This window comes from Clostridium sp. CTA-17 (assembly GCF_054767895.1).
In genome coordinates, this window is the sequence record NZ_BAAABF010000002.1 from 362,216 (window position 1) to 375,128 (window position 12,913).

A 12,913-nucleotide genomic window follows, 5' to 3' on the forward strand; every position below is an offset into this window, starting at 1 on the left:
TTATATTTTGATACAGCCCCAAGGTTTTATTTTAAAGTTCAGTAGGACCATTACCTATAGAAGCAACATAGAATGATGCTTCATATCCTATAGCATCATTATAAGCCTGTCCAACATTTTTAATAAATTCATCAACATGATCATTATTAACTATTGCTATGGCACATCCACCAAAGCCAGCACCAGTCATACGGGCACCTAAAACTCCAGGTTGTTTCCAAGCGTTTTCAGCTAGGGTATCTAATTCTTTACCAGTAACTTCATAATCATCTCTTAGGGAAATATGAGACTGATTCATAAGTTGTCCAAATAATTCAAGATTATTTTCTTTTAAAGCTTTTACAGCATCTTTTACTCTTTCATTTTCAGAAATAGCATGTACACATCTACGTAATTTATTAGAATCTTCTATTTTATCTTTATATGTTTCAAATTCTAATGAAGTTAGTTCGCAAAGAGAAGAAATATTAGTATATTTCTTTAAAGTGTCCAAAGAATCATCACATTCTTTTCTTCTTTCATTATATTTAGAATCTGCAAGTTCACGTCTCTTGTTAGTATTCATTATAATAATTGAATTATCTCCTAAGTTTAAAGGAACATATTCATAATATAAGCTATTACAATCAAGTAAAATTGCCTTATCCTTTTCTCCTAGAGAAATAGCAAATTGATCCATTATACCACTATTAACACCTATATAAGTATTTTCTACCTCTTTACCTATTAGTGCAGCATCTACCTTTGAAATATTAAGAGAAAAGAAAGTATCTAAAATTTTTACTATTAACATTTCTAAAGATGCTGAAGAGGAAAGACCAGCTCCATTTGGAAGATTTCCATTGATAACTAAGTCAATACCCTTATCTATTTTATATCCTTTTTCTATAAGTACTTTTAGTACCCCTTTAAGATAGTTTGTCCAATTGTCCTCTTTTTTATAAGATAAATCATCTAAAGAAAACTCTATTATTCCAAGAGATTCAAAGTTAAGAGAGTAAGCTCTACAAATTCTATCATCTCTTAAGCTTGCTGCTGCAAAAGTTCCAAGAGTTATTGGACAAGGAAATACGAATCCCCCATTGTAGTCAATATGTTCACCTATAAGATTTATTCTTCCTGGCGAGAAAAATAATGAATTAGGTTCTTTACCAAAATTATTAATAAAAGTTGATTTAAGTTTATTTAATTCCATGATATACCTCCGAATAGAAAATCTGTAACTTAATTATACGATTACAAAAAATAAAAATCAATTGTTTTACTAAAAATTTTACTAATTTTTTGTTAAGTTATTTTTAAATATAGACTTTTTGATAAAATTCTTAAAACTAGTATGTTTAATAGAATAAAGATTATTGAAAAACTTATATTAAGTTGTTAAAATCAAATTATAGATATGAGAGGGAGAGTGAATAATTTGGTTATAGAAAGTAAAATTAATGATAAAATAAGTAAAATAGTATTAAAAAATAATAAAGTATCTGTGGAAATATTAAATTTAGGGGCCATTGTAGAAAAAATAAATGTAGATGATAGAGAGGGAAATAAAGAAAATATAGTCCTTGCTTATAAGGATGAGGAAAGCTATATTGAAAATCCTTCAAGTTTAGGTGCTGTAGTAGGAAGAGTAGCAGGTAGAATAGGAAAGGGTTCCTTTAAATTAAATAATAAGATTTATGAGTTAGATAAAAATAATAATGGAAACTGCCTTCATGGAGGATATAAAGGTTTTAGTAAAAAAATTTGGGATTATTCATATAATGAGGATGAAGAAAAATCTACAGCAACATTTACTTGCTTTAGCAAGGATGGAGAAGGGGGATTCCCAGGTAATTTAAAGGTTCAGGTTACTTATTCTCTTGAAGGAGACAAGCTTTCCATAGAATATAGAGCTTCTTCAGATAAAGATACAGTAGTAAATTTAACTAATCATTCATATTTTAATTTATCAGGAAACAATAAAAGAAATGTATTAGAACAAAAACTTTATATAGATTCAGAGAAAATATGTGAGTTAGATAAAAATTTGATTCCAACAGGAGCGTTTATAAGTGTAGAAAAAACACCTTTTGACTTTAGGGAGCCAAAAAAGATAGGCGAGGATATAAATAAAAACCACTTGCAATTAGAAATTGGATCAGGATATGATCATCCATGGGTTCTAAATAAGAAGGGTGATTTTGATGCAATCTTAGTAGATGAAGAATCAGGAAGAATTATGAAGGTTAAGACAGATCAAAAGGCAGTAGTATGTTATTCAATGAATTTTCCAGATGAATTGCCTTTAGAAAATGGCAAAGTAGCCAAAAAGCATGATGGAATATGTTTTGAAACACAAAACTTACCAGTAGGATATGATGATTGCTTCTTAGATGGAATAATACTTAAAAAGGATGAAGAGTATTATCAAAAAACAACTTTTAAATTTGAGTGTATATAAAAAATTGTATGGAAGAAATATTTCTTCCATACATTTTTTATTAGTTCTTTTTCATGTATTTTCTCATATCAAGAGCTACAGCTAGAACTATAATTAAACCTTTTATAACGAATTGTAAATAAGGGCTAACACCTATAAAAGCTAGACCATAGTTTATAACTTGGAATATTAAAACACCAGTTACTATTCCAGGAACAGTACCAACACCACCAGCAGTGGAAACTCCACCAACAACACAGGAAGCTATGGCATCCAGTTCATACATTTCACCAGTACTAGCAGTAGCACTACCAACACGACCAGCTTCTAGGGTACCTGCAAAACCATAAAGAACTCCAGCTAACATATAAACTAATAAAAGTGTTCTAACAACATTTACACCTGAAACCACAGCAGCTTCTCTGTTACCACCTATGGCATAAAGGTTTTTACCAAATTTAGTTTTATTCCATAAAGTCCAAATTACAGCTATTACAATAATTGCATATATAACTAAATAAGGTATTTTTATATTTCCATATATAGGAATGGAACCAAGTGTAAAATTACTAAAGGATTGGCTAAGACCACCTATTGGCATAGCTCCATATGGAGGTCTATCAAAGTATATTGAGTTAAGTCCATATATTCCTGTCATCATTCCTAGAGTAGCTATAAATGGAGGAACATTAAATTTAGAAACAACTAATCCATTTACAAGACCAACTATTCCACAAACAGCCATTGCTATTAAAATTGGAATGAATATAGGTAATTCAGGTAAATTAGGATACATTTTATATGCATAATCTCCAGCTTGAAGTAAAGAAGCTGATACTACGGCAGCAAGTCCAACTGTTCTACCAGCAGAAAGGTCAGTACCTTCAGTTAAAAGTATTCCTCCAACCCCAAGGGCTATTATTATACGAGAAGAGGATTGGCTTAATATATTAATAAAGTTTTTTAATGATAAAAAATCTGGTGAAATAATACAAATTCCTATTAATAAGGCCACTAAAACTATATAAATAGCATTATTCATTAACCATTGGCTATTTAAATTAAACTTTTTCTTTGATTTGGTTTGCATTGTTAACTCCTCCTGTTACTGATAGATATTTTGCAGATAGATGCATAATTTCCTCTTGGGTAGTTTCGTTAGCATTAACTATGCCAGAAACCCTACCATTACTCATGACTAGTATTCTGTCACATACACCTAAAAGTTCAGGCATTTCAGAAGAAACCATAATTATTCCTTTATCTTCTTTAGCAAGTTCATTTATAAGTTGGTATATTTCGAATTTAGCACCAACATCTATACCTCTAGTAGGTTCATCTAGAAGTAGTATTTCAGGTTTTCTAAGAAGCCATTTTCCAATTACTATCTTTTGTTGATTACCACCAGAGAGGCTACCGATTAGAGTTTTTTGACTTGGGGTTTTTACTTTCATTGAATCTATAACCCATTGAGTATCCTTAGATATTCTTCCATTTGCTAAAAGACCTGTTGAGGTTTTATAACTATCTATATTAGCTATTATAGAATTAAAATCTATAGGTAATTTTCCAAAGATTCCAGTTTGGCGTCTTTCTTCAGTAACAAGAGCAAAACCGTTTTGCATAGCCTTAAAAGGCTTACTGTTATCAACTTTTTTGCCATGTAAAATTATGTCTCCAGACCCCTTTTCTCTAAGGCCAAATAAGGTTTCTAAGGTTTCAGTTCTTTTAGCACCAACAAGGCCTGCAATTCCTAAAATTTCCCCTTTTCTAAGTTTAAAGGAAACATTCTTTAATTCATTTTTTGCATCACTAAGATTATTTACTTCTAAAATAGTTTCTTTAGGAGTATGATCCTTTTTAGGGAATCTATCAGTAAGTTCACGTCCAACCATAAGTTTTATTATTAAATCCATAGTCAGATCTGAAGCTTTTTCAGTAGCAATCCATTTACCATCTCTCATTATGGTAACTTCATCAGAAATCTCTAAGATTTCTTCCATTTTGTGAGAAATGTAAATTATACTTATTCCTTGCTTTCTAAGCTTGTTTATTATTTTAAATAGATGACTTACTTCTTTTTCTGTTAAAGAGGAAGTAGGCTCGTCCATTACTATTATTTTAGAGTTATATGAAACAGCCTTTGCTATTTCAACCATTTGCATTTGAGAAACAGATAGGGTAGAAACTTTATCCTTAGGATTAACATTTATATCTAAATCTTTAAAGATTTTTTCTGTTTCATCATACATTTTCTTTTCATCTATAAAAAGCCCTTTTTTAGGATATCTACCAAGCCAAAGATTATCCATAACATTTCTTTCTCTAACTTGATTTAACTCTTGGTGAACCATAGATACTCCATTATCTAGGGCATGTTTTGAATTCTTAAATTGTACCTTTTGGCCAGAAATAAAAATTTCTCCTGAATTAGGGTGATATATACCAAATAGACATTTCATTAATGTTGATTTACCAGCACCATTTTCTCCCATCAAGGCATGTACAGAACCTTTTTTTACTTTTAAGGTTACATTGTCTAAGGCTTTAACTCCTGGGAATTCTTTAGAGATATTTCTCATTTCTAACAGGTTTGAAGAGTCTTTCATCTTTTTTTACCTCCTGTTTTATTAAGGGCGTATATCAAAATTTATTTTGATATAGCCCCCTTATTTTTTATAAATTATTTATATGAATCTTCAGCAACGTTGATATTGTCTTTAGTTATTCCTACATATGGAACACGAATTGATTTTTTATCATCAAGTTTCCAACTAGTTCCATCAGTTATATCTTTTCCATTTACTAAATTCATACAAGAATCCACTAGAGCTTGAGCTTGGTTTTTGGCATCGTTTAATACTGTACCAGCCATTTTACCAGCTTTAATTTTATCTAAGGCTTCTGGGATGGCGTCAACACCATATATTGGAACAAATTTTTCAGGAGTTCCATCTAAATAGCCTGCTTTTTCAAGAGAAGAAATAGCACCTAAAGCCATTCCATCATTGTTGCAAATTACCATTTCTATATTGTCACCATTTTTAGCAATCCAAGCATCCATTTTTTCAGTAGCCTTAGTTGAATCCCACATAGCTGTATCCATTGCTAATTCTTCAGTTTCTATACCTGCCTTATTTAGTGTTTCAATAGAGTATTTTGTACGAGCTTCTGCATCAGGGTGACCAGGTTCTCCTTTAAGCATTACGTATTGGATTTTTCCATCACCATTTTTGTCCCAAGCAGGATTAGCTTTCCAACCTTCTGCCATTACTTCCCCTTGGATTATTCCTGATTCTTCAGAAGTTGTACCAACATACCAAACCTTATCATAGCTTTGCATAACAGATTCGTCTGGTTCCTTATTGAAGAATACTACTGGTAAGTTATCTGCTTTAGCTTTATCTACTACAGTAGGAGCAGATTTAGGATCAACTAAGTTTATTGCAAGAATATCAACACCCTTAGCTATCATAGTATCCACTTGTTCTATTTGTTTAGATTGATTATTTTGAGAGTCATTCATTAATAACTCGGCTTTTCCATCACAAAGTTTTTCTATATTTCTACGTTGGTATGACATGAAGTTATCTTCAAAACTATAAATTGTAGCTCCTATCTTAGGTGAATCGTTTTCTTTTGGTGTATCACCAGATGATCCAGTAGAGCCTGAACCTCCACCACAACCAACTAAAGTACCCATAGTTAAAGCTGAAATTAAAATTAGTGCTAAACCTTTCTTTTTCATAATAAGTCCTCCCTATTTTACCTTAAAACTTTATTGTAATTTTAAAACAATTATAACATAAATTGGAAATTAAACAAGAGATTTTTGTTAAAAAATAATAAAATAAGTATTATTTTACATTTATTTAGTTAAATTTTATAGATTGTATAAAGAAAAGGTTAGAAAATTTTAGTAAAAAAATATATAATATAAAATAAGAAAAGTAAGGAGTGATTATGTGGCTACTATTAAAGATATTGCAAAAGGTGCTGGAGTTTCAATAGCTACTGTATCTAGAGTTTTAAACTTAGATGAAACACTTAATGTGTCTGAAGAAACAAGAAAAAAAGTAATGGAAATAGCTGAAGAGTTAAATTATATACCAGTAAAAGAAAGAAAAAATAAAATAAAAAATTACACCATAGGTATAGTTTATTGGTATACAGAAATACAAGAATTAAACGATCCATATTTTCTTTCAATAAGAATGGCTGTTGAGAAAAAGTGTAGTGAAGAGAAAATTAAATTTAAACCAATAGATTTTCAAAAAATAATTAATGAAGGTACAAAAGAATATACAGATTTAGATGGAATATTAGCTATTGGAATATTTGAAGAAGAAGAGATAAGCTTAATGGAAAAGTTATCTAAAAACATAATTTTTGTAGATTCTTCTCCAGAGGAGTGGAAACACGATTCAGTAGTAGTAGATTTCAAATATGGAGTAAATCTTTGCTTAGATTATTTAACATCCTTAGGACATAAAGATATTGGATATTTAGGTGGTGAATCAATTCCACATAATGGAAATGAATCTACGAGAAAAGTAAATTATAGAGAAAAAACTTTTAAAGAATATATGGAGAAAATGGGAAACTATAAAGAAGAGTGGGTTCTAAAGGGAAGATTTTTACCAGAGCATGGTTATGAACTTATGAAGAGGATATTAAAAGAGAAGGATCTTCCTACAGCATTTTTTATAGCTAGCGATCCTATGGCCATAGGAGCTTATAAAGCAATATTTGAAGAAGGATTAAGGATACCAGAGGATATAAGTATATTAGGGTTTGACGATATATGTACTGCTAAATTTTTAACACCTTCCTTAACAACAATAAAAGTTTTTACTGATCATATGGGGAGTATTGCAGTTGATACACTTTTAGAGAGAATGAGGACAGGAAGAGAAATATCTAAGAAAATAGTTTTACCTGTAAAACTTATAGAAAGAGAAAGTTGTAAAAAACTTTAAAGATAAATTTACTTTTGTTTAACTAAAGAGACTACATGGAAATTTAGAGTTTTCCCATGTAGTCTTTTTTGATTATGTTTAAAATGTAACTAAGATTAAAATAAAGCTTTAATTTTTTCTAAGTTTTTTATACAGGCGTTATATCCTGAATTATAAGCATCTTCTAATTTGGTTACATCTTTTTCAAAGCTTTCAATAGCTTCATCTTCATTTGGCCTTATTATAATTGCCTTCCCATCTCTTTCTAATTCTTCACAAAATTTTATTGTTTCATTATATTTTATATGTCTTGATAAAAATGAATTTTTTAAATTAGGATATTTACGTCCAACTATTTTAGATGCTAACTTATTACTTTTTCCTAAAGTTTTTCTATAACTTTTAGGTCTAGTAAGAATTATTAAATGTTTTTCATTCCCATCTGCTATAGCTTTTTTTATTGGAATAGGATCTAAAAGTCCACCATCATAATATTCACTTCCATTTATTTTTATTGCTGGGAAAAGTATAGGGATAGCACAAGTAGCTCTCAAAGCCATATATTTTTCATCTTTAATTTTTCCATCTAAGTATTCTGTTTTTCCTGTGTTAGCATTTGTAACACCTACTAAAACTCTTCCCTTATAATTTGAAAGTGCATCAAAATCATAAGGGAAGAGTTTATTTGCTAATTCATCAAATACAAAATCTAAACCAAAGATGCTTCTACATCTAAAGAAGTTAGAAAGGCTTAAATATCTTTTATCATTTCTATATTTTTTTAATATTTCAATATTTCTTCCTTTTTGATTAGAAAAATATGAAAAACCATTAGTTATTCCTGCTGAAACTCCAATACAATAAGGAAATATTATATTATTGTCAAGAAGAGCATCCATAACTCCTGCACTAAAAATAGGACGAAAAGTTCCTCCTTCTAAAACTAAACTAACCATAAAATATCCTCCTAAGGTTCACGATATATTTAAGATTATAATCCTTAAATTAAAAAAATTCAAAAAAAGATATGTTGAAAAAGAAAAGGAGCTATGGTATCATTTGGATTAGAAAATAGCATAAAAAATAGCTAGGGGGGCCAGTAGTGTCTGGCTGAGATTAGAAATGAAATTTCTTGACCCTTTAACCTGATCTGGTTAATACCAGCGTAGGGAAGCCCAAGATACATATATTTAAATTGATTTTAAAGCATATATAGCCTTAGGGCTGTATATGCTTTTTCTTTTTTAGAAGGAGTGAAAAATATGAGTAAATTATTTAATGCATTAACAATTGCAGGGTCAGATAGTTCAGGGGGAGCAGGAATACAGGCTGATATAAAAGCTTTTTCCGCTAATGGAGTTTACGGAATGAGTATAATAACTGCCATAACAGCTCAGAATACTCAAGGAGTTTTTGGAATAATGGATGTTACTCCTGAAATCATAGAAAAACAGATAGAGGTTATTTTTAATGATATAGAAGTAGGTGCCATAAAAATAGGTATGGTATCTAAAATTGAATCAATAGAAGCTATAAGTAATGCTTTAGGAAGAGTAGAAAAATTACCTCAAATAGTATTAGATCCTGTTATGATTTCAAAAAGTGGATTTAAGCTTTTATCAGATGATGCAAAAAATACTTTGATAGAGAAATTAATACCAATAGCTACTTTAATGACTCCAAATTTACCAGAAGCAGAGGAATTGTTAGGTAGAGAAATACTTACAATAGAAGATATGAAAAAGGCAGCCTGTGATCTTAAAAAATTAGGAGCAAAAAATGTTTTAATTAAGGGTGGACATTTAGAAGGAGAGGCTACAGATATTTTATATGATGGTGAAAACTTTACTCTTTTTGATGAAGAGAGAATAGATACAAAGCATACCCATGGAACAGGATGTACCTTATCATCAGCTATTACAGCTAATTTATCAAAGGGAATGAATATAGTTGATTCTGTGAGATGTGGAAAAGAATATATTACAGGTGCTATAAAAAATGGGTTTGAACTTGGAAAGGGTGTTGGACCAACACATCATTTCTATAAATTTTACTAGGAGGAATAAAAATGGAAGTTTTGAAAAGAGAAAACCCTTTAATACATATGATAACTAATTATGTTACAGTTAATGATCTAGCACAAGTAACTATTAATTATGGCGGCTTACCTCTCATGGCTACACATCATGATGAATTAAAAGAGATAACTGGAATGGCTAATGGATTATTAGTCAATATAGGAACTCTAGAACCTTACCAAATGGAGTCATCAATGATTTCTATGAAAATAGCAAAGGAAAAAGGAATTCCCTCTGTTTTAGATCCAGTAGGTGTACAAGCATCCAAACTTAGAAGAGATTTTGCTAAAAAATTAATACTAGAGGGAGAGCCTTCACTTATAAAGGGGAATTTAGCTGAAATAAAAAACCTTATAGGTGAAACTTCAAATTCAATTGGAATAGATTCCTTTAATGATTCTTTAAGTGAAAATACAAAAAATAAGATAAAGGAATATGCAAGAGAAAGAAATCTTATAGTAGTTGTTTCTGGAGTGGTTGATTTTATAACTAATGGAGAAGAAAGTGCAAGTGTTAAAAATGGAACTTATAAAATGAGTAAAATTACAGGTACTGGATGTATGTTAGGAGCTTTATTAACACTAGCTTTAAGTTTTTATGACCATAAAGATTTAAGATTTAAAGAAGTGGTTAAAGCAGTAACTGCATGGGGAATATGTGGAGAATTAGCTGAGGAAAGATTAAGAGAAAAAGAAGGGTTAATGACATTTAAGCATAATCTTTTAGATGAACTTTCAATTATTAATGATGAAATAATAAAGGAAAGGGAGAAGGTTATTTATGAGTAATAAAGATGCGAAAAAATTATATTTAGTAACAGACTATAGGATTCCTTTTAATGAGCTTTTAGAAAAAACAAAGGAAGCTTTAATTGGAGGGGTATCCATTGTTCAATATAGGGCAAAGAATAAAGAAACTAAAGAAATGTGTAAAGAAGCTGGGGCTTTAAAAAAGCTTTGTGATGAGTTTGGAGCATTATTTTTAGTAAATGATAGAATAGATGTAGCCTTAGCAGTAAAAGCTCATGGAATTCATATAGGGCAAGATGATATGGAGGTTTCTATAGCAAGAGAAATAATGCCAAAGGATGCAATTATAGGTGTTACTGTTCATAATAAAGAGGAAGCTTTAAAAGCTATGAAAGATGGAGCAGATAACTTAGGAGTTGGAGCTTTATTTTCAACTAACAGTAAAGATGATGCAACATTAATGACCTTAGAAACTTTAAGAGAGATAAAATTTGTTTCTAATATTCCACTTTATGGAATTGGAGGTATAACTCCTTATAACTTGAATAAGGATATTTTAGAAAATCTAGATGGGGTAGCTGTTATATCTGCTTTGTTAAATAGTGATAATATAAGAGAAAAAAGCAAGGAATTTTTAAATATTCTTAGTAAATAAGAAATTTTGAATATTAAACTTAAAATATGAAATAATCAAAAAGAGGTTCTTAAGTTATAGAATCTCTTTTTTATTTAGAGTTTATTTTATAGTATAATATTTATAATTTAAGGACTATTTTAATTAAATCTTAATTTTAGATAGTCACAATTTAATTTTAGATATGCTTATTTGAGTATGGTCTTAATTTTATATAAGTTAGATAAGTAGTAATTTTAGGAGAATGATATGAGAAGAGAGTTTGAGGTATTAAATAATATTTTTGGATATAGGGAGTTTAGAAAAGGTCAACAGGAGGTAATAGATAAGATTTTAAGTGGAAAGGATGTATTTTGTATATTACCTACTGGAGGTGGAAAATCTTTATGTTATGAAATACCTGCTTATATTTTTAAAGAAACAACACTTGTTATTTCTCCCTTAATATCTCTTATGAAGGATCAAGTTGATAATTTAAATTCCTTAGGAATTAATGCTGCTTATATAAGTGGAGGAAATGACTTTGAAGAGGTTAAAAATATAATTAGGAAATTCATAAAAGGAGAATTGAAGCTTCTTTATGTATCACCTGAGAGATTAGAAAATAGATATTTTTTAGATAATATAGAAAAAGCTAATATTGCACAAATTGTAGTTGATGAAGCCCACTGCGTATCAATGTGGGGCCATGACTTTAGAAAAAGTTATAGCAAGATAAAACCATTTATTTGTAATTTAAAGAAAAGACCAATTATTACAGCCTTTACAGCTACGGCTACAGAGATAGTTATGAAGGATTCTATTGAACTTTTAGGTCTTCATAATCCCTTTATTTATAAGGGGAGCTTTAGTAGAGATAATTTGGAGATAAATGTATTAAAAGAAGTTGATAAATTAGAGTGTATAAGTGAAATTATAAGTGAACATGATGAAGAGTCAGGAATAATTTATTGCTCAACTAAAAATGAAGTTGAGGAACTTTATAAACACATGCTTTATAGAGGGAAAAGTGTAGGGAAATATCATGGATCCTTGAAAGATAAGGAAAAAAATTATTACCAAGAAGAATTTTTAAATGATAATTTTAAGGTTATGATTGCCACAAATGCTTTTGGTATGGGAATTGATAAACCTGATGTTAAGTTTATAATACATTCAACATTTCCAAAAAGTATAGAAAATTATTATCAAGAAATAGGCCGTGGAGGAAGAGATGGAAGCTTAGCTAAGTGTTATCTCCTTTATTCAGAGCAAGATATAAGAGTTATGGATTATTTAATAAGTTCAACTACAGAAATATCTAGAAGAACTATAGAACTTAAAAAACTAGAAAAAATAATAGAGTTTTGTAATTATGATAAGTGTCTTAGAAAATATATTTTAGATTATTTTGGAGAGGAAAACTCTATAAAATATTGCAATAATTGTACTAACTGCTTAAAAAATAGCGATTTAATAGATATGACATTAGAGGCACAAAAGATATTATCATGTATATATAGAACAAAGGAATCCTTTGGAGAAAGTGTTTTGATAGATATTTTAAGAGGCATTCATGGACCTAAAATTGAAAAGTATAAGCTATATGAGCTTTCAACCTTTGGAATAATGAAAGAATATACAAGCAAGTACATAAAAGATATAATAAATGAGCTTTTATCTATTAATGCTTTAGAAAGAAAAGAAGGAACATATTCTATGCTAAAGTTAAATAGAAAGTCTATAGGAATATTAAAGGGAGAAGAAAAAGTACTTTTAGAGGTTAATAATAATGAAGAAAGTATGTGTAAGGATTTAGAACTTTTCAAGAAACTTCGTATTTTAAGAAAAGATATATCAAGAAGGGAAGGAGTTAAACCATACATAGTTTTTACAGATTCAATGATTATGGAGATAATAAATAAAAATCCTAAAAATAAAGAGGATTTAAAAAATATTAGAGGTTTTGGAGAGCAGAAAATAATAAAGTATGGTCCTTTTATTCTTACTACTTTAAGGGATTATGAAAAGTATGGAAAAAGAAATTAGTTTAACTAATTTCTTTTTTTATTATATATAGTTTTTGTCATAGA

At 29.5% G+C, this 12,913-nt stretch carries 11 protein-coding genes and 1 riboswitch; of the genes, 6 read left to right on the top strand and 5 right to left on the bottom strand.

Going from position 1 to position 12,913, the window contains the following annotated elements; all coding sequences use genetic code 11:
- Positions 1 to 31: 31 nt before the first annotated feature.
- Positions 32 to 1,195, bottom strand: a complete 1,164-nt coding sequence (locus ACYUCG_RS06020; protein WP_283677718.1) for a galactokinase — start codon at positions 1,193 to 1,195, stop codon at positions 32 to 34.
- Positions 1,196 to 1,420: 225 nt separating this feature from the next.
- On the opposite strand from ACYUCG_RS06020, the gene ACYUCG_RS06025 reads away from it, so the two are divergent.
- A complete protein-coding gene (locus tag ACYUCG_RS06025; RefSeq protein ID WP_347178280.1) occupies positions 1,421 to 2,443 on the top strand; it encodes an aldose epimerase family protein in 1,023 nt (340 codons plus the stop codon).
- A gap of 40 nt (positions 2,444 to 2,483) precedes the next feature.
- On the opposite strand, the gene mglC is transcribed toward ACYUCG_RS06025, so the two are convergent.
- The 3 genes from mglC to mglB all read right to left on the bottom strand — a co-directional run bounded on the left by mglC (position 2,484) and on the right by mglB (position 6,170).
- Entirely contained in the window at positions 2,484 to 3,512 is a 1,029-nt protein-coding gene (gene mglC, locus ACYUCG_RS06030; protein WP_003449090.1) for a galactose/methyl galactoside ABC transporter permease MglC, read from the bottom strand.
- On the bottom strand, positions 3,484 to 5,031 hold the full coding sequence (gene mglA / locus ACYUCG_RS06035) for a galactose/methyl galactoside ABC transporter ATP-binding protein MglA (RefSeq protein ID WP_060794317.1): 1,548 nt from the start codon (positions 5,029 to 5,031) through the stop codon (positions 3,484 to 3,486). Before mglA ends, mglC begins: the two co-directional genes overlap by 29 nt.
- 74 nt (positions 5,032 to 5,105) lie before the next feature.
- Positions 5,106 to 6,170 carry a galactose/glucose ABC transporter substrate-binding protein MglB gene (gene mglB / locus ACYUCG_RS06040; RefSeq protein WP_240298335.1) on the bottom strand — a complete coding sequence of 355 codons (1,065 nt, stop codon included), beginning with the start codon at positions 6,168 to 6,170 and terminating at the stop codon, positions 5,106 to 5,108.
- A 217-nt stretch (positions 6,171 to 6,387) separates the two neighbouring features.
- Between mglB and ACYUCG_RS06045 the strand changes: the two genes are divergently transcribed.
- Complete coding sequence (locus ACYUCG_RS06045) at positions 6,388 to 7,401, top strand: LacI family DNA-binding transcriptional regulator (RefSeq protein WP_460268295.1); 1,014 nt, start codon at positions 6,388 to 6,390, stop codon at positions 7,399 to 7,401.
- A gap of 95 nt (positions 7,402 to 7,496) precedes the next feature.
- On the opposite strand, the gene ACYUCG_RS06050 is transcribed toward ACYUCG_RS06045, so the two are convergent.
- Positions 7,497 to 8,336, bottom strand: a complete 840-nt coding sequence (locus ACYUCG_RS06050) for a patatin-like phospholipase family protein (RefSeq protein ID WP_415319284.1) — start codon at positions 8,334 to 8,336, stop codon at positions 7,497 to 7,499.
- Positions 8,337 to 8,459: 123 nt separating this feature from the next.
- A riboswitch (TPP riboswitch) is annotated at positions 8,460 to 8,569 on the top strand.
- A 73-nt stretch (positions 8,570 to 8,642) separates the two neighbouring features.
- Between ACYUCG_RS06050 and thiD the strand changes: the two genes are divergently transcribed.
- The 4 genes from thiD to recQ all read left to right on the top strand — a co-directional run bounded on the left by thiD (position 8,643) and on the right by recQ (position 12,869).
- A complete protein-coding gene (gene thiD / locus ACYUCG_RS06055) occupies positions 8,643 to 9,437 on the top strand; it encodes a bifunctional hydroxymethylpyrimidine kinase/phosphomethylpyrimidine kinase (protein WP_460268296.1) in 795 nt (264 codons plus the stop codon).
- Positions 9,438 to 9,448: 11 nt separating this feature from the next.
- On the top strand, positions 9,449 to 10,246 hold the full coding sequence (gene thiM / locus ACYUCG_RS06060) for a hydroxyethylthiazole kinase (protein WP_460268297.1): 798 nt from the start codon (positions 9,449 to 9,451) through the stop codon (positions 10,244 to 10,246).
- Positions 10,239 to 10,862 carry a thiamine phosphate synthase gene (gene thiE, locus ACYUCG_RS06065; RefSeq protein WP_460268298.1) on the top strand — a complete coding sequence of 208 codons (624 nt, stop codon included), beginning with the start codon at positions 10,239 to 10,241 and terminating at the stop codon, positions 10,860 to 10,862. The genes thiM and thiE overlap by 8 nt, the downstream gene beginning before the upstream one ends.
- 228 nt (positions 10,863 to 11,090) lie before the next feature.
- Positions 11,091 to 12,869, top strand: a complete 1,779-nt coding sequence (gene recQ, locus ACYUCG_RS06070) for a DNA helicase RecQ (RefSeq protein ID WP_060794310.1) — start codon at positions 11,091 to 11,093, stop codon at positions 12,867 to 12,869.
- Positions 12,870 to 12,913 lie beyond the last annotated feature (44 nt).

Bases quoted from the DNA above. Each gene is read 5' to 3' on its own strand.
- ACYUCG_RS06020 (WP_283677718.1), bottom strand. From the start codon at position 1,195: ATGGAATTAAATAAACTTAAATCAACTTTTATTAATAATTTTGGTAAA.
- mglC (WP_003449090.1), bottom strand. From the start codon at position 3,512: ATGCAAACCAAATCAAAGAAAAAGTTTAATTTAAATAGCCAATGGTTA.
- mglA (WP_060794317.1), bottom strand. From the start codon at position 5,031: ATGAAAGACTCTTCAAACCTGTTAGAAATGAGAAATATCTCTAAAGAA.
- mglB (WP_240298335.1), bottom strand. From the start codon at position 6,170: ATGAAAAAGAAAGGTTTAGCACTAATTTTAATTTCAGCTTTAACTATG.
- ACYUCG_RS06050 (WP_415319284.1), bottom strand. From the start codon at position 8,336: ATGGTTAGTTTAGTTTTAGAAGGAGGAACTTTTCGTCCTATTTTTAGT.
- thiD (WP_460268296.1), top strand. From the start codon at position 8,643: ATGAGTAAATTATTTAATGCATTAACAATTGCAGGGTCAGATAGTTCA.
- thiM (WP_460268297.1), top strand. From the start codon at position 9,449: ATGGAAGTTTTGAAAAGAGAAAACCCTTTAATACATATGATAACTAAT.
- thiE (WP_460268298.1), top strand. From the start codon at position 10,239: ATGAGTAATAAAGATGCGAAAAAATTATATTTAGTAACAGACTATAGG.
- recQ (WP_060794310.1), top strand. From the start codon at position 11,091: ATGAGAAGAGAGTTTGAGGTATTAAATAATATTTTTGGATATAGGGAG.